This is a genomic window from Streptomyces torulosus (assembly GCF_001419765.1).
In the GTDB taxonomy this organism is placed as follows: domain Bacteria; phylum Actinomycetota; class Actinomycetes; order Streptomycetales; family Streptomycetaceae; genus Streptomyces; species Streptomyces torulosus.
In genome coordinates this window covers 1-17,460 of record NZ_LIRK01000655.1, presented here as the reverse complement: position 1 = coordinate 17,460, position 17,460 = coordinate 1, and the positions used below count along the sequence as shown (strand labels likewise).

Genomic DNA, 17,460 nt, shown 5'->3' with positions numbered 1-17,460 from the left:
GGGCGGGCAGCGGCAGGGTCGGGGCGTGCTGCTGTGCGGTGTGGGCGGTGAGCCGGCGGCGCGCCTGGGCGATCTTCAGCCCGTGGGCCTCGACGACCGAGCGGCACCGCTGCACCACCTCGACCAGCGGCGGACGGTCCTGCGCGCGGTGGGCCAACATGTCGGTCAGCAGCGGCACCAGGTCGGCGGGGGCGTCCGACAGGTCAGGGGCCGCATCGGGGTCGGTGACCAGGTGGAAGACCATGTAGGGCGTCGCCGCCTGGTGCGGGTAGTGGCCGGCCGCCGCGAACAGCAGTACCGTCCCGAGCGCGTAGACGTCCACGGCGGGCGTCAGCGGCTTCTCGCCGGCCGCCTGTTCCGGGGCCATGCAGACCGGGGTGCCGACGACCTGGTTGGGGNNCGGCCGACAGTGCCTCGGCGAGGATCGCACCGAGTGCGGCGGTGAGGACCGACGGCAGCGGTCCATGCGTCTCCACGTGCCGGGCGAGGTCGGGCCCGGCCACGTACTCGGTGGCCAGCCACGGCTGCTCCGCCTCCGCGTCGGCTCCCAGGAACGCCGCGATCCGCGGGCCCCAGATGGTCTTGAGGACCTCGATCTCCTGTGCGAACCGTCCGCGGGACTCCGAGTCCACGACCGACGGCTTGATCACCTTCACCGCGGCGGGTTCGCCACCGAGCGATTCTCCGAGGAAGACCTGGCCCATGCCTCCCTGGCCGATCCGGCCGAGGAGTTCGAAGTCGCCCAGCGAGAGCGGGTCCTCGGGGTTCAGGGGCGTGATCTGCACGTGTGTCCTCGTAACTCGGTCATGGCGGGCGTCTGATCAGCCGCGATGCGCGCCTGAAGACACGGTAGTGGATGCGGTGGGAGCCGGGAACGCGGATTGCGGGATGGAGATATCAACCTCTTGGGGTTGAGAACGCGTGAAGAGTCCGACTCGGTGTGGATCCGGGGCGTGCACCGGGGGTGTGCCGTCGCGCTGCCTCCGGCGAACGGCGTCCTTCGGGGTGCTTCGTGGTATTACTCGCGACTATTTCCCACTCTTCCCGGCCTTTCGCCCCTTCCCGGCCTTCCTGCTCCGCGACTGCGGGGCGGTCGCGAGGGTGAAGGATGAGGGGCCGGCGGACAGGGGGGCAATGGAGCAAGGGGAGGGCGAATAAGGGGATGTAGGGGTGGTGGGTATTTCCGGGACTCTATAGCCTCCTCACCAGGTTTCCGAACGGGGCCTTCCGTTATTCGTTGAATCATTCCGCCTCGGCATATTGCCGAAATCGGCGAGCCGGAAATTCCCTGTCGTTTCGCCGCGGCCGTGACCGGCAGGCAGTGAGGAGAGGACCGCGATGAAGGCCCTAGTCCTGGCCGGCGGGACGGGAACCCGTCTGCGCCCGTTCAGCCACTCCATGCCCAAACAGCTCTTTCCCGTCGCCAACAAACCGGTGGTGGAGCATGTGCTGGAGAACATCGGCCGGGTGGGCGTCACCGAGGTCGGCGTGGTCGTCGGAGACTGGGAGGAACGCGTACGCGAGGTACTGGGTGACGGTTCCCGGTACGGGGTGCGGATCGTGTACATCCGCCAGGAACGGCCGCTGGGCCTGGCCCACTGCGTGCGGATCGCACGGGATTTCCTCGGTGACAGCGACTTCGTCATGTACCTGGGCGACAACATCCTTCCCAACGGGATAAGCGCGGTCGCCGAGACGTTCCGCACCGAACGCCCGGCCGCGCAGCTGGTGACGCACAAGGTGCCCGACCCCCGGGCCTTCGGAGTGGTGGAACTGCATCCGGACGGCTCGGTCGCCCGGCTGGTGGAGAAGCCGCAGAACCCACGCAGCAACCTGGCGCTCATCGGCGTGTACTTCTTCACGTTCCACATCCACGCGGCCGTGGACGCCATCGCGCCCAGCGCCCGGGGAGAGCTGGAGATCACCGACGCCCTGCAGTGGCTGGTGGCCTCCGGTGCCGACGTGCGCGCGAGCGAGTACAGCGGCTACTGGCAGGACACCGGCCACGTGGACGACGTCCTGGAGTGCAACCGCCGGCTCCTCGCCGGCCTCACCGGCGACGTCGTCGGCGAGGTGGACGAGACGAGCGTGCTGACCGGCCCCGTCGTACTGGAGGCGGGCGCCAGGATCATCCGGTCCCGGGTCGAGGGTCCGGTGATCATCGGTGCGGGAAGCACGATCGAGGACTGCCGGGTCGGCGCGTACACGTCGATCGGGCGTGACTGTGTCCTGCGCCGTTCCGGCATCGACCACTCCATCACCCTGGACGGGGCGACCGTGACGGACGTACCGAGCCTGCACGGCTCCATGATCGGCCGGTCGGCCGTCGTCGGCGCGGGCCGGGAGAACCCCGGCCATCGACTGATCATCGGCGACGACGCCCGCGTGGAGGTGGCCGCATGAAGGTCTTCGTCACCGGAGGCGCGGGCTTCATCGGTTCGCACTACGTGCGGACCATGCTGGCGGGCGGCTACGAGGGATTCGAGGACGCCGAGATCACCGTCTACGACGCCCTGACCTACGCCGGCACCCGGGGCAGCCTGCCCGAGTCCCACCCGCGGATGCGGTTCGTCCGTGGCGACGTCTGCGATCTGCCGGCCCTGATGGAGCTCCTGCCGGGACACGACGTCGCGGTGCACTTCGCGGCCGAGTCGCACGTGGACCGCTCCATAGACGACCCCGCGGTGTTCGTGCGGACCAACGTGGCCGGCACCCAGACCCTTCTGGAGGCCTGTCTGCGGGCCGGAGTACCACGGGTGCTGCACGTCTCCACCGACGAGGTGTACGGCTCGATCACCGACGGGTCCTGGACCGAGGAGTGGCCCCTGGCGCCCAACTCCCCCTACTCCGCGTCCAAGGCGGGGGCGGACATGATCGCCCGCGCGTACTGGAGCACCCACGGCCTCGACGTCTCCGTCACGCGCTGCTGCAACAACTACGGCCCGTACCAGAACCCGGAGAAGCTGATCCCGCGGTTCGTCAGCAATCTGCTGGAGGGCAGGCCGGTTCCGCTGTTCGGCGACGGTTCCAACGTCCGTGAGTGGCTGCATGTGGACGACCACTGCCGGGCGCTGCACCTGGTGCTCACCCAGGGGCGCCCCGGTGAGGTCTACAACATCGGCGGTGGAGCCGAGCGGACGAACCTGTGGCTCACGGAGCGGTTGCTGGAGCTGTGCGGGGCCCCGCCGTCCATGGTGCACAGGGTGGCGGACAGGCCGGGACACGACCTGCGGTACTCGCTCGACTGCACGAAGATCCACGAGGAACTGGGCTACGCCCCCCGGATCGACTTCGACGCGGGACTGGCCGACACGGTGACCTGGTACCGGGACAACCCCGACTGGTGGAAGCCGCTCACGACCCCGCGGGTGGCCACCGGTCGGCACCGTACCGTCTGACGGCGACCACCGACCCCGCGGGTGCGGGGGCCGAGACGGCGACGCTGACAACCCGCACCGTCCCCTGCCCGTTCGCGGGCAGGGGACGGTGGCCGCTACTCCGCCAGGACGCAGTCCTCGTAGCGAGGCAACATGCCCATGGCGAGAGCCTCGGCGAGACTCGGGGCCGCCTGGTCACGCGGGGAGAGGATCGGGGTGATGCCCTGGGGCCAGGGCAGGACCAGCTCCGGGTCCAGCGGGTGGATCGCCAGTTCCCGTTCGGCGACGTAGTTGCCGCTGACCATGTAGGCCATCACGGTGTCGTCCTCGAGAGCCACATAGCTGTGTGCGACGCCGAGAGGGAAGTACACGGCCCGGAAGGACCCGCCCCCGAGTTCGACGGCGTCCCACTTGCCGAAGGTCGGGGAGCCGACCCGGGCGTCGAGCATCACGTCCAGCGCGCGTCCGCCGGCGCAGTACACGTACTTGCTCTGCCCCGGAGGCGTCCGGGTGAAGTGCAGCCCCCGGATCACCCCCCGCATGGACCGGCTGTAGTTGAGCTGGGCGGGGGAGAAGGGCCGGCCCACCGCCGCGACGAACGCCGGTTCTTGATACGGCGCGACGAACAGGCCCCGCTTGTCGGCGTGGACGTCGGGGGTGAACTCGAAGGCACCGGCGATCGCCAGCTCACGCGCCCGCACGCCGCTCACCCCTCCCCGGGCGTCCGGCGGGCCCGCTCGGCGGGAGAACGCGATGTGTCATGGTCAGGTGATCCCATCTCGGTCGGTGTCGCTGGAACGTGAGGTACGCCGTCCCCCGAGGGGCGTGGCCCGCGCAGTCGATGGAGCTGCGTACCGGCTGGGACAGCGCGGGCCGGGACTCGTCTCAGCGCCGATGCTCCTCCGCGGCCAAGGGGGCGAACAACCCCTAATCCCTCCAGCCCCGCCACCAGGGCCGTCCGTACCCGCGGACAGCCGATCTCCGCAGGAGTGCGCGGGGCGGCATGCGGCGCGTGCGGATACGCCCCGGACGGGGAGGAGGGGGAGTGGCGTGCTGCGCCCCGGACGGGGGGCGGCGGGAGCGGCGTACTGCGCCCCGGCTTTCGGGCTGCGGGTCGCCCCCGACCGTTCTCCCCGGTCGTCGGCCGGCCCGCGCCGACCTGACCTCCACTGCGGTGGTGCTGTGAAACACCCCTAGGGGGACGTGCGTCGTGGATAGGGGTCCTGGACCCTGGTTTCCCTCTCACGCATGGGACTTGAATGGGCGCACGCGTCCGAAGGAGACGCTCCGCACGGATCGTGCGGGGGCCTGTGCCCGCTGTCACCCTGAGCCCGCCCGAGTCCCATACCTGAAAAAGAGGAGTCGGCCACGTGTCACCGCAAGCCTGGGCCGACCGGACGGTCGTCGTGACGGGCGGCACCGGTTTCATCGGATCGCACTTCGTCGAGGAACTGCTGGCGCGTCAGGCCCACGTGATATGCCTGTATCGGAGGGACAACAGACACATGTTGTCCCAACTGCCCGCCTGTGACGGCCTGTTGAGTATCCAGGTCGACCTGTGCGACGAACCCGCGCTGCGCCGCGTGTTCGACTGGGCGCCGCGGGGCGTGGACGCGGTGGTGCACTGCGCCGCCATGTGGGGAAGCGCGGGATTCCGGTACGCCCATCCCGCGACCGTCTTCGAGGCCAACTTCCGGCCCGTCGCCAACGTGCTCAGATGCGCCCGGGAACACGGGACTCAGGAAGTCGTCCTACTCGGTTCCGGCGAGGTGTACCGGTCGTCCGTGACCCGCCCGCTGAGGGAGGAGGACGACTTCCGCGCGGCCGTGCGGTACGCGACCGACGGGTACTACCTGGCGAAGCTCTACGAGGAGATGCTGGCGGACACCTACCGGCACGAGCACGGGATGAATGTCTTCAGGCCCCGTCTCACCGGCATCTACGGGCCGCGCGACAACTTCGAGCCGGGCGCGGACCGGGTGATCCCCGCCATGCTCGCCAGAGCCGCGGCCGACCAGGAGATCGTGATCTGGGGGGACGGAAGCCAGACCCGCACCTACATGTTCGTGACCGACCTGGTGCACGCGGTTCTCCAGATGGTCGAGAAGAACAAACACCACACGGTCAATGTGGGGACGCCGGAAACAGTTTCCATGCGGCATCTGGCACAACTCGTATGTGCCGCTCTGGGAAAGCCGGACCGCATTACGTTCGACGAAGAAAAGCCCACGGGTCGGCCGAGTCGGACACTCGATCTCACCCGCCTCGGCGGAATCATCGATTTCCAACCACGCGGTCTTCGGGAGGGTTTGGAACAGACGGCGGACTGGTACCGAAGGATTCATCTTTCCTCGCGTGCGGAGAGCTGACCCTTCTTGTTCCGGATCGACAGGGGTGTTTAGGGGTGGGAGCCCGGAGGCGTCGTCCGTACTGTTCATCAGCAGCCACCGAGAACCCCGAAGGGGAACGCGTCCATGACTGAGAAATTCACCGACCCGCGGATCGTGCCGCACGAGTCCGACCGGGAACGCGACGTCCGGGAGCGGCTGACCAAGCTGTTCGTCGACAGCCCCATCCCGCCCAAGTACCTGATCGACAACCTTCCGGTCTATCTGCGGCGCCACCAACTGGCCGACCTGCTGAGCATGGACGCCCTGTACCGCATGCTGCCCGAGGTCCCCGGCACCATCATGGAGTTCGGTGTGCTGCACGGCCGGCACCTCGTCACGCTCACGGCACTGCGCAGCATCTACGAGCCGTACAACTCGCTGCGCCGCATCGTCGGATTCGACACCTTCACCGGCTTCCCCGACATCGAGGACGTGGACCGTGTCAGCACCAGCGCGGTGCCCGGTCGCTTCGCGGTCCCCGACGGTGAGGTGGACCACCTGCGGGAGGTGCTCGCCGCCCACGAGGCCGGCGAGCCGTTCGGCCACACCCAGCGCTCCTTCCTCGTGCAGGGTGATGTGCGGGAGACGGTCCCGAAGTACCTCGAGGAGAACCCGGAGACCGTCATCGCCCTCGCCTACTTCGACCTGGACCTCTACCAGCCCACCAAGGAACTCATCGAGGTCATCAAGCCGTACCTGACCAAGGGAAGCATCCTCGCCTTCGACGAGCTGGCCCACCCCAAGTGGCCCGGCGAGACGGTGGCCCTGCGCGAGGTGCTCGGCCTCGATCACGCCCCGCTGCGCCAGTTGCCCGGCCGTGAGCCCCCGGTGATCTACATGAAGTGGGGCGAGTGAGACAGCAGCTCAAGGCAAGGGTCTCGACCATGAGGTCGGGGCCCTTCTCGTATGGGGCCGAGCTCTTCCTTTTCTCTTCAACTTCTAGTCGAATGGCGGCACTTGAGTCACACGCGTCTCATGCGTTGCGGATGTCCCTGACCAGGACGACCCCTGTCCGCAGCCGGCCGTGAGGAGAAGACATACATGCCCCGTTCGCCCCTGAGCCGTCGCGCGTTCGTGCTGCTCGGCGCCGCGGTCGCCGCGGCCGCCGGCACCAGGACGTCGATCGCCGTCGCGGCGCCCGCCCGCACACCGGTGCCCGTCCGCATCGTCGACGACAGGGCGACCCCCGCCACCCGCGCGCTCTACGCCTATCTGAAGCGGCAGCAGGGCAAGGGCATCCTCTTCGGCCACCAGCACGACCTCACCTACGGCTTCACCTTCACCACCCCCGACGGCAGGGCGTCCGACACCCGGGCGGCGGTCGGCGACTACCCCGCGATCTTCGGCTGGGACACCCTCGTCCTCGACGGCGACGAACGCCCCGGCGTCGAGGGCGGCACCCACGCCGAGAACATCGCCGCGCTCAGCCGCTGCATCCGGCAGGGCGACGCACGCGGCGGGATCAACACCCTCAGCGCCCATCTGCCGAACTTCGTCACCGGCGGCGACTTCTACGACACCACGGGCCGCGTGGTCCGGCAGATCCTGCCCGGCGGCGCGAAGCACGCGGCCTTCAACGCCTTCCTCGACCGTGTCGCGAAGGCGGTCAAGGGCGCGCGGCGGCCGGACGGCACCGCGATCCCCGTGATCTTCCGCCCCTTCCACGAGAACAACGGCGGCTGGTTCTGGTGGGGCGCCGGCCATACCACCTCGGGCGAGTTCATCGAAGTGTTCCGCTACACCGTCGAGTACCTGCGCGACACCAAGGGCGTCCACAACCTGCTCTACGCCTACTCGCCCAACGCCAGTCTCGGCGGCGACCCGGCCGGCTACCTGAAGACCTACCCCGGCGACCGCTTCGTCGACATCCTCGGCTACGACTCCTACGACGAAGCCGCCGGGCCGACCCCCTGGCTGGACGGTCTGGTGCGGGACCTCGCGATGGTGGTCCGGCTGGCCACCGAGCGCGACAAGGTGCCCGCCTTCACCGAGTTCGGGGAGAGCGGCACCGAGGTCCGCGATCCGCAGTGGTTCACCCACCTGTTGGGGGCCCTCAAGGCGGACCCGCTGGCCCGCCAGGTGACGTACATGGCGACCTGGGCCAACTTCGGCGGCACCCGACGCGCCTACGTGCCGTACCCCGGCCACGCACTGCTGCCGGACTTCACCGCCTTCCACCGGGACCCCCACACCCTGTTCGCCGCCGACCTCCGGGGCGTGTTCGAGGCGCGCACCACCGCCGTCAGGAACGGCCCGGTCATGCACCTGGTGACCCCCACGGACCGGCAGCGGGTGACGGCCTCCCGGACCACCGTCCGGGTGCGGGTCACGCCCGCGCGGGCGAGCCGCGTCACCTACTCCGTGAACGGCGGACGGGCCCGAGCGCTGCGCCTCGGCCCCGACGGCTACCACTCGGCCGTCTGGTCGATCGGCCCCGCCCTGCGGAAGAAGGGCTCGGCGACCCTCACCGTGCGCGCCCAGGTGGACGGCGAGACGCTCACCGACTCCGCCGTCGTCCTCCTCGGCGAGGCCCCACGGCTGCCCGCCGGCTGGATCGACGACTTCGAGGGGTACGCCGGTGACGACATCGCCCTGAGCGAGGCGTACACCCACCTCAACTCCCACACCCTCACCCTGTCGCCCGACCACAAGTCCTCCGGCTCCTACGGACTGGCCTACGCGTACGACTTCTCCGGCGCCGAGTTCACCGGCATCGGCAGAGCGCTCGTCGCCGACTGGTCCGCGTTCACGTCCCTGGCGATGTGGCTGCGCGGCGACGGCTCGGAGAACGCCGGGGCGGTGGAGATCGTCGCCGACGGCATCCCGTTCCAGTACCGGTTCCCGCTGGCCGACACCACCGGGCAGGAGCTCACGATGCCCTTCGGCGAGTTCCAGCCCGCGCCCTGGGACACCGCACACCCCGGAGCCGTGCTCGACGCGGCCCGACTGGCCAAGGTCACGGCGTTCACCCTGTACCTCGGCCGGGCGGACGCCACGGTGACCAAGGGTGTCGTGTACGTCGACGCCATCAGGGCCGTCGCCCAGGCGGGGAAAATACGGTGACCCGGCCCCGTCGCCGTCCCTAGACTCGGCACACATCGCGCGCCGCACGAGATCGCGGCGCGCGCTCCGTATGACGTGTGACGTGTGTCGAGAGAGGGGGGACCTGCCGTGTGTGACCGCACCGCTGTCGTCGTCCCCTCGTCCCTGTACGAGGTGATCCTCGTGTCCTCGTCCGTCCGGTGCCCGCTGCGCGGCCGGTACCGGATGCCCGTGACGCCGGCCTGACGTCGAATCCACGCGCCGAGACGGAGGACAGTCCTGTCCTGCGCCCGTCGTTCGGCGTGCCCTCGTCGTTCCCCGCCCGCACGGGAATCGCGCTGCCCTGATACAGCTCAGCTGAAAGGCCACGGGCCATGCGCACCTTCGACGCCACCACCCTGACCGCCGTCCGCAACCTGGGCATCCTCGCCCACGTCGACGCCGGAAAGACCACCGTCACCGAGCGGATCCTCTATGTCACCGGGACCACGCACAAGCGGGGCGAGGTCCACGACGGCACCACCGTCACCGACTTCGACCCGCAGGAACGCGACCGCGGCATCACGATCTTCTCGGCGGCCGTGAGCTGCGCCTGGGACGGCCACCGCATCAACCTCATCGACACTCCCGGCCATGTCGACTTCGCCGACGAGGTGGAGCGCTCGCTGCGGGTGCTCGACGGCGCGATCGCCGTGTTCGACGCGGTCGCCGGCGTGGAGCCGCAGAGCGAGTCGGTGTGGCGGCAGGCCGACCGGCACGGCGTACCGAGGATCGCCTTCGTCAACAAGCTCGACCGTGCCGGAGCCGACCTCGACACCGCGGTCGACTCCATCCGGCGGCGGCTGCACCCCGCGCCGCTGGTCGTGCAGCTGCCCATCGGCACGGAGGACGGCTTCACCGGCGTCGTGGACCTCCTCCGCATGCGGGCCCTGACCTGGTCCGACGGCAGTGAGGAGGTCCAGGAGGGGCCCGTGCCCGACGCCCTGCGCGACGAGGCGGAGCGCCGACGACGACGGCTGGAGGAGGCCGTGGCGGAACTGCATCCCGTCGCCCTCGACGAGTTCTGCGCCACGTCCACGCTCTCGGCGCCGACGCTCGCCGCGGCGCTGCGCGACCTGACCGCGACCGGTGACGGCGTGGTCGTCCTGTGCGGCTCCGCCTACCGCAACCGCGGCATCGAACCACTGCTCGACGCGGCCGTGGCGTACCTGCCCTCACCGCTGGACGTGCCGCCGGTGCGCGGCACGCACGACGGTACGGAGCAGGAACGCGCCGCCGACCCGGAGGTGCCTCTCGCCGCGCTGGCGTTCAAGGTCAGCGCGACGGCCACCGGGCGGCTGACCTATCTGCGGCTGTACTCGGGGACCATCAGGAAGGGGGACACCGTGCTCGACGCGGCCACCCGGCGCACCGAGCGGATCGGCCGGATCCTGCGGGTGCGGGCCGACCGCCACGCCGAACTGGACCGGGCGTCGGCAGGCGACATCGTCGCCGTGATCGGCCTCAAGGCGGCCCGGCCGGGCACGACCCTGTGCGCACCGGCCGCTCCGCTGCTCCTCGAACCGCCGTCCGTCGCCGACCCGGTGGTGTCGGTGGCCGTGGAGGCCCGCAGGAGCACCGACACCGACCGGCTGGCGTCGGCGCTGGCCCGGCTGGCGGAGGAGGACCCCTCGCTGGTGGTGCGGACCGACCCCGAGACCGGGCAGACCGTGCTGTCCGGGATGGGGGAACTGCATCTGGAGGTGGCGGTGGAGAAGATCCGGCAGACGTCCGGCGTGGAGGTCACGGTCGGCCGGCCTCGGGTGGCCTATCGCGAGACGGTCGTCCGGGGCGTGTCCGGGCTGGTCTTCCGGCACGTCAAACAGGACGGCGGCGCCGGGCAGTTCGCCCATGTCGTCCTCGACGTGGCACCGCTGGAGGCGACGGACGGCGGCACCACCGGCTTCGCCTTCCGTTCGACGGTCGTCGGCGGGCGGGTGCCGCAGGAGTTCGTGCGCGCGGTCGAGGCCGGGTGCCGGGACGCCCTCGCGGAGGGCCCGCTCGGCGGTCACCCGGTCACCGGGCTGAGCGTCACCCTCACCGACGGGGCGACCCACTCCAAGGACTCCTCGGAGATGGCGTTCCGCACGGCCGGGCGGCTCGCGCTGCGCGAGGCGCTGCGGGGCAGTGCGATGGCGCTGCTGGAACCGGTCGCCGAGGTCACCGTGACCGTGCCCGCGGACGCGGTCGGCGGGGTCCTCGGGGACCTCGCGGCGCGGCGCGGGCGGGTGTCGGACTCGGTGGCGCGGGCGGGGTCGGTGGTGGTCACCGCCACCGTGCCCCTGGCCGAGCTGTTCGGGTACGCCACGCGGTTGCGCAGCCGTACGCAGGGGAGGGGGACGTTCACGACACGCCCCGCGGGTTACGCGGTGGCGCCCGCCGCCGTGGTGAGTGAGCGGTAGACGCCCCTGCCGCCCCTGTGACCCCGGCTTCGCGTGCCGGTTCGAGGCCGGCTCCTTCGACGGCGAGTGCGGGGTCGTGGGGGCTTGTCGCGCGGTTCCCCGCGCCCCTGCCAGGGGCGCGGGGAACTGTCCTGCGTCACGTGGTTGTAGTGGCGGAGCAAGCGGCCTTCAACGCTCGTCCGTGATTCCACTTGTGTCCGTTGTGACCGAGCCGTGGCCACCTCGCCCCCACGGACGCCCCCGCGTTGCCTCCACTCCCACGTCCTCCCAGCTCACCCCTTGTTTCCCGGCCGACGTCAGGGCGGGCAACAGGAAACCCGTCGACCGCCCGGAGAGGCGGGGCAACTCTGGATACGTCAGCACGCGGCAACCACGACCAAGCGTGAGACGAGGGGGGATCGGCTCATGAGACGGGCGCTCATGTCACTGTGCGCGGTGCTTGCGGCCACCGCGGTCGCCGCCACCGGATGCGCCGGCGGTGACGGCGACCGCCGGACACCTCGGGAACCGGGGTCCCGGCCCGAGAAGCTGACCTGGCAACAGGAGTTGCGCGTCAGCGACGCCGAGCAGCGACTGACGAAGCTGTGCATGAAGCGCCACGGTTTCACCTACTGGGAGGACCGCCGCCTGACGCTGGAGGAGAGTCGCCCCGTGCGCTACGTCCAGGACGACGTGGCCTGGGCCCGCGCACACGGGTACGGCAGCCGCATCGACGCCGAGAACCAGAAGGTCCGCGAGAGCAACCCCATCGGCACCTACCGTCAGAGCCTCACCCCGTCACGACGCGCCGCCTTCGATCTCGCGCTCGACGGCGGCGACGACGTCCGCACGCTCACCGCGCGGCTGCCCAACGGCCGTGGAGAGATCCGCAAGCGCCTCGGCGGCTGCACCGAGGAGGCCGAGCGCAAGCTCTACGGCGACCCGGCCGAATGGTTCCGCACCAGCAAGATCGCCACCGGTCTCAGCGCCCTCTACGGCGACGACCTGATGAAGGACCGCCGGCTCACCACGACGCTGCGGGCCTGGTCCCACTGCATGGAGAAGGCCGGACATCCCTACACAGACCCCCAGGCGGCCCGCGAAGCCGTCCGGGTCAACACCAGCCGGCTCGGCGGGGCCCGCGCCGACGAGGCGTTCGCCGTCGAGCGCGAGATCGCCGTGGCCGACGCGACCTGTGCTCGCGAGACCTCGCTGCGCGCCGTGGCGTCGGCCCGGGAGACGTACTACGAGGACCGTCTGCGTGACCGGTTCGGCAAGGACCTCGACACGTATCGGAGCCTCGCCCAGCAGGCATTCGACCGGGCCGTGCGCATCGTTCCGGAACGCGACTGACCACCACACGTCCCGGACGCGCACCGACCACCGAGGACGGCAGGACCGGGCCACCGCCCGGTGTGCGGTCACCGGCAGCCACACCCACGCACGACCAAGGAAACGAGGGGAAACATCATGCGCAAGTTCACCGTCACGGCAGCGCTCCTCGGGCTCACGGCCCTGGGCGTCGTCGTACCCGCCACCTCGCAGGCGGCGGACACCGCCGCCGCCTCCGGCTGCGGCGACAAGTGGGGGCCGCGCAACGGCTACATGTACGCCTGGGACGGCTACAACTGCTCGGGCGACCAGCTCATCGCCACCCCGAACACCGTCGGTGACTGGGGCACGGCGAACTGGGACAGGGCCTCGTCCGTCATGAACCGCGGCTACACGGGCAGCCTGTCGATCGTCAAGTTCTACGAGTGGCAGGGTCACGCCGAGGGCCCCAACGACGGCCACGCCTGTCTCCTGCCCGGCGAGGCGTGGGCCGACAACCTGTCCGACAACCGCCTCTCCGACGGCTCCTGGGCCGACGACAACATCCGGGGTCACAAGTGGGTCAACGGGGGGTGCGCGACCAACCTCACCTGATCCCCCACCGCCGGCGGGGGCGGCCCGGACCTGACCGACCCGGGCCGCCCGCGCCCTCGCGGTGACAGCGACGTACGTCCGGAACCGGCTGCCCGCGGTTCCGGGCGTCCCTGTTTTCGCCACTCCGGGTGAAAGACTTGGCCGCCCCCGAGGACCCGGCAGTAACCTGGGCATCCGCCGTCTCACGGCCGCTCTGCCTTGGGGGACACCTTGGGGGACCCGCAGCACGGACAGCAACCAGACCCTCATCACGGACGGGACCGGGACGCGCTGACCACGCTGTCCTTCCCGGCGCAGCTGAGACGGCTCAGACAAGAGCGCGGACTGTCCCTCACCGACCTGGCCCGGCGCACCCACTACAGCAAGGGCTACCTCAGCAAGATCGAGACCGGCACGAAGCGCGCGACCGTCGACGTCGCCCGGCTGTGCGACCAAGTGCTGGGCGCCGAAGGGGAGTTGCTGCGGCTGGTGCAGCAGGCGTCGCCTCGTGACGGCGACCCCCGCACCGACACCGACCCCGTGGAGCGGCAGTCCGACGAGAGCTGTCCCTACCGCGGCCTGGCGGCGTTCACCCCCCAGGACGCCGAGATGTTCTTCGGCCGGGACCGCGCGACGGCCGCACTGGTGGAGCGGGTCTTCGAACGGATCGGCGGCGGCCCCCTGATGCTCGTCGCACCGTCCGGCGCGGGCAAGTCCTCGCTGCTCAACGCCGGACTCGTCCCCGCCCTGCGTCGCGGCGACCTCCCCATGCCGGGCGCCGACCGCTGGCCGGTGGTGCTGCTCACCCCCACCTCGCGCCCCCTGGACGAACTGCTGGAGCGCGTCGCGAAGGCGCTGGGCGGCGACCTCGGTATCGCCGCCGACGAGGTACGGGACAACCCGGGCGCCCTGCTCGGCGCCGTACGGGCCCGGTCGGAGACCTCGCCGCGGACCGAGGGGCCGCGGCGGCCCCCGCCGCCCCGACCGGTGCTGATCGTCGACCAGTTCGAGGAACTCTTCACGCTCTGTCCGGACGAGGACGAACGCCGAGCGTACGTCCGCGTGTTGTGCGCCCTCGCGACCTCCCGGCCCGCGGATCACCCGCATCCGGCCGCCGTCGTGGTGCTCGGCGTGCGCGCCGACTTCACCGGCCGCTGCCTGGACCTCCCCGAGCTGGCCCGGGTCTTCACCGACGGGCTGTTCGTCCTGTCCCCGATGACCGTCGCGGAACTGCGCGAGTCCATCACACGCCCCGCCGAACTCGCCGGGGTCACCCTCGAACCCGGCCTGGTCCCCCTGCTGTTGCGGGACGCCGGACTCCGCGAGGACCCCGGCCCCGGCCCCCGGCCCTCCACGACCGGCTCCGACGAGACTCCCTCCGGCGCGCTCCCCCTGGTCTCCCACGCGCTGCTCGCCACCTGGCAGCGGCGCCGCGACTCCGCGCTGACCGTCGACGGGTACGAACGGGCCGGTGGCATCCAGGGGGCGGTCGCCCGCACCGCCGAGAACGTGTTCGCCCGGCTGTATCCCGCCGAGCAGAAGACGATCCGCCGCATCCTGTCCCGGCTGGTCCTCGTCATGGACGGGGCCGGGGCGACCCGCCGCCGGATGAGCCGGGACGCCCTGATGGCGCAGCTCGGCGACGCGGACGGGGCCGCCACCGCGCTCGACGCCTTCGTCCGGGCCCGGCTCATCACGCTGGACAGCGACACCGTCGAGATCACCCACGAGGCCCTGCTGCACGCCTGGCCCCGCCTCCGGGACTGGATCCACGCCGACCGGGCGGGTCTCCTCCTCCACCAGCAACTCGCCCACGCCGCCGCCGAATGGGAGCGCGAGAACCGCGATCCGTCCGCCCTCTACCGGGGCACCCGCCTCGACACCGTACGGACGTGGGCCGACGAGTCGGACGGCCGGGCCCGGCTCGGGCCCGACGAGGAGGCGTTTCTGACGGCCAGTCAGGCCGAGGAGGACGGCCGGCGCAGACAGGCCCGACGACAGGTGCGGCTGCGGCAGTCCATGCTCGCCACCCTCGCCGTGCTGCTGGGGCTCGCCGTCACCGCCGGAGGGCTCGCCTACCAGCAGCGTGAGGGCGCCCTCGACCAGGAGCGCGTCGCCCGCTCCCAGGCCCTCGCCGCGCGGTCCGCGTCCCTCGCCGGGGGCCGGCCCGAGGCGTCGATGCTCCTCGCGGAGGAGGCCTACCGGGCCGCCACGACCGCCGAGGCGCGCGGCGCCCTGCTCAGCACCCAGTCGCAGCCGTTCTCCGCCCGTCTCGACGGTCACCGCGGACCGGTCAACGCGGTGGCGTTCGCCCCTGGCGACCGGATGCTCGCCACCGCCAGCTCCGACGGCACGGTCACCCTGCGCGACACCGCCGAGGGCCATCGGATCCTCGCCCGGTTCACCGTGCCCGGACGGGTGCGCTCGGTCGCCTTCAGCCCCGACGGGCGTACGGTCGCGGTGACGTCGACCGACGGACCGGTGACCCTGTGGAGCACCACCGCCCACCGCAGGACGGGCGTGCTCTCCGACGCCACGAAGGGCGCGCGGTCCGTGGCCTTCGACCCGCGCGGTGGCAGGCTCGCCGTCGCGGCCGCCGACGGCACCGTCCGGGTGTGGGACACCGCGTCCCGGCAGCCCCGGACCGTCGCCACCCTCCGCGGCCACAAGGGCACCCCCAACGCGCTGGCCTACGCCCCCGACGGGCGGACGCTCGTCTCCGCAGGCACCGACCGCGCCGTACGGATCTGGGACACCCGACGGAACGAGTTCGTCCACACCCTCAAGGGCCACACCGACGAGGTGCTGGGTGTCGCCTTCTCCCCGGACGGCACCACGGTGGCCTCCGCCGGCGTCGACCGGACGGTACGCCTGTGGGACGTGCGCGACAGACGGCTGACGGCCACGTTCACCGGGAGCAGCGACGACATCAACGCCGTCGTCTTCACCCCGGACGGAACGACGGTCGTCGGAGCGGTCGGCGACGGCACGACCCGGCTGTGGGACGTGCGCGGCGGCCGGCAGACCGCGGTGCTCGCCGGGCACACCGACTACGTCCTCGGGGTGGCCGTGACCTCCGACGGCGCCCTGCTGGCCACGGCCGGGTTCGACCAGTCCGTCGCCCTGTGGGACCTCGCCGGGCCGGTCCTGACGTCCCGTCCGTTCACCGAGGTCTGGCAGACCGCGTACAGCCCCGACGGGAAGCTGCTGGCCACCGCCGACGCCGACCACGCCGTACGGCTGTGGGACGCGCTGACGCACACCCTCGTGGCGGCGCTGAAGGGGCACACCGAGACCGTGTTCTCGGTGGCGTTCTCGCCCGACGGCCGGACCCTCGCGTCGGCGGGCTCCGACGGCACGGTCCGGCTGTGGGACGTCGCACGGCGCGCGGCGCTGAAGAAGCTGACCGGGCACGCCGGGCAGGTCTTCGCGGTCGCCTTCGCCCCCGACGGGCGGACCCTGGCGTCGGCGGGCGCCGACCACACGGTGCGCCTGTGGGACGTGGCGAAGCGTCGCCAGACCACCGTGCTCGGCGGCCACAAGGACTTCGTCAACGATGTCGCCTTCAGCCCCGACGGCCGCACCCTGGCCGGCGCCGGCGACGATCTGACGGTACGGCTGTGGGACGTCGCCTCGCATCGCGAACTGGGCGCGTTGCGGGGGCACTCGGGAGCTGTGCGGGGCGTCGCGTTCAGCCCGGACGGCCGCATCCTCGCCAGCAGCGGCAACGACGGCACCGTACGCCTGTGGGACGTCCGGCACCGCCGCTTCGAGGCCGCCCTCGTCGGCCACTCGGGCGCGGTGCGCGGTGTGGCGTTCAGCCCGGACGGGCGCACCCTCGCCAGCAGCGGCAACGACCGCACGGTCCGCCTGTGGGACGTCGCCGGGCGGCGGCCGTGGGCGACGCTCACCGGCCACAGCAACGCGGTGTGGGGCGTCGACTTCGCCCCCGACGGGCGGACGGTGGCCAGCAGCAGCACCGACGGCACCGTACGGCTGTGGGACCTCGACCCGGGCGCGCGGCTGGCGGACATCTGCCGGATGCGCGCCGGGATCGGCCCCGAGGAGCGCGCCACACTGCTGCCGGGGGTGCCCGTCGCGGCGGACGCGGGGGACTGCGGGAGCCGCTGAGCGACACACCGGCCGTCCGCCGGCCGTCCGCCGGTGGCCGTCCGCCGGGTGCTCCGCCGGCCGTTCGCCGGGCCGTCCACTGGCCGTCCGCGGGGCGCCCACCGGGCTGTCCGCCAGCCGTTCGCGGGGCCTCCACCGGGCTGTCGCCAGCCGTTCGCGGGGCCTCCACCAGGCTGTCCGCCGGCCGTCCGCCGG

The 17,460-nt window shown here is 71.5% G+C and carries 11 protein-coding genes; 9 read left to right on the top strand and 2 right to left on the bottom strand.

All coding sequences use genetic code 11. From position 1 onward, the window contains the following. Positions 1-400: 400 nt before the first annotated feature. Positions 401-704, bottom strand: a 304-nt coding sequence (locus tag AOK23_RS50775) for a protein kinase (protein ID WP_240496727.1), incomplete at its 3' end; no start/stop codon positions are given. 634 nt (positions 705-1,338) lie between these two features. Here AOK23_RS50775 and AOK23_RS36655 point away from each other — a divergent pair. Both AOK23_RS36655 and rfbB read left to right on the top strand, forming a co-directional pair. Next, positions 1,339-2,403, top strand: coding sequence for a glucose-1-phosphate thymidylyltransferase (locus AOK23_RS36655; RefSeq protein WP_055716824.1), 1,065 nt, complete (start codon positions 1,339-1,341; stop codon positions 2,401-2,403). Continuing rightward, on the top strand, positions 2,400-3,398 hold the full coding sequence (rfbB, locus tag AOK23_RS36650; RefSeq protein ID WP_055716823.1) for a dTDP-glucose 4,6-dehydratase: 999 nt from the start codon (positions 2,400-2,402) through the stop codon (positions 3,396-3,398). Before AOK23_RS36655 ends, rfbB begins: the two co-directional genes overlap by 4 nt. A gap of 95 nt (positions 3,399-3,493) precedes the next feature. Here rfbB and AOK23_RS36645 read toward each other — a convergent pair whose 3' ends face one another. Further along, positions 3,494-4,087, bottom strand: a complete 594-nt coding sequence (locus AOK23_RS36645; protein ID WP_338056556.1) for a dTDP-4-dehydrorhamnose 3,5-epimerase family protein — start codon at positions 4,085-4,087, stop codon at positions 3,494-3,496. Positions 4,088-4,783: 696 nt separating this feature from the next. On the opposite strand from AOK23_RS36645, the gene AOK23_RS36640 reads away from it, so the two are divergent. From AOK23_RS36640 to AOK23_RS36610, 7 genes are all read left to right on the top strand, one after another. Continuing rightward, entirely contained in the window at positions 4,784-5,746 is a 963-nt protein-coding gene (locus AOK23_RS36640) for an NAD-dependent epimerase/dehydratase family protein (RefSeq protein ID WP_157878258.1), read from the top strand. Positions 5,747-5,851: 105 nt separating this feature from the next. Next, positions 5,852-6,622, top strand: a complete 771-nt coding sequence (locus AOK23_RS36635) for a class I SAM-dependent methyltransferase (protein WP_055716820.1) — start codon at positions 5,852-5,854, stop codon at positions 6,620-6,622. A 186-nt stretch (positions 6,623-6,808) separates the two neighbouring features. Next, positions 6,809-8,830 carry a glycosyl hydrolase gene (locus tag AOK23_RS36630; RefSeq protein ID WP_055716819.1) on the top strand — a complete coding sequence of 674 codons (2,022 nt, stop codon included), beginning with the start codon at positions 6,809-6,811 and terminating at the stop codon, positions 8,828-8,830. 353 nt (positions 8,831-9,183) lie between these two features. Beyond that, entirely contained in the window at positions 9,184-11,250 is a 2,067-nt protein-coding gene (gene fusA, locus AOK23_RS36625; protein ID WP_055716818.1) for an elongation factor G, read from the top strand. A 405-nt stretch (positions 11,251-11,655) separates the two neighbouring features. Further along, a complete protein-coding gene (locus AOK23_RS36620) occupies positions 11,656-12,582 on the top strand; it encodes a hypothetical protein (protein ID WP_240496726.1) in 927 nt (308 codons plus the stop codon). A 117-nt stretch (positions 12,583-12,699) separates the two neighbouring features. Then, positions 12,700-13,155, top strand: a complete 456-nt coding sequence (locus tag AOK23_RS36615; RefSeq protein ID WP_055716816.1) for a hypothetical protein — start codon at positions 12,700-12,702, stop codon at positions 13,153-13,155. A gap of 198 nt (positions 13,156-13,353) precedes the next feature. Further along, complete coding sequence (locus AOK23_RS36610; RefSeq protein WP_240496725.1) at positions 13,354-17,265, top strand: nSTAND1 domain-containing NTPase; 3,912 nt, start codon at positions 13,354-13,356, stop codon at positions 17,263-17,265. Positions 17,266-17,460: the final 195 nt, after the last annotated feature.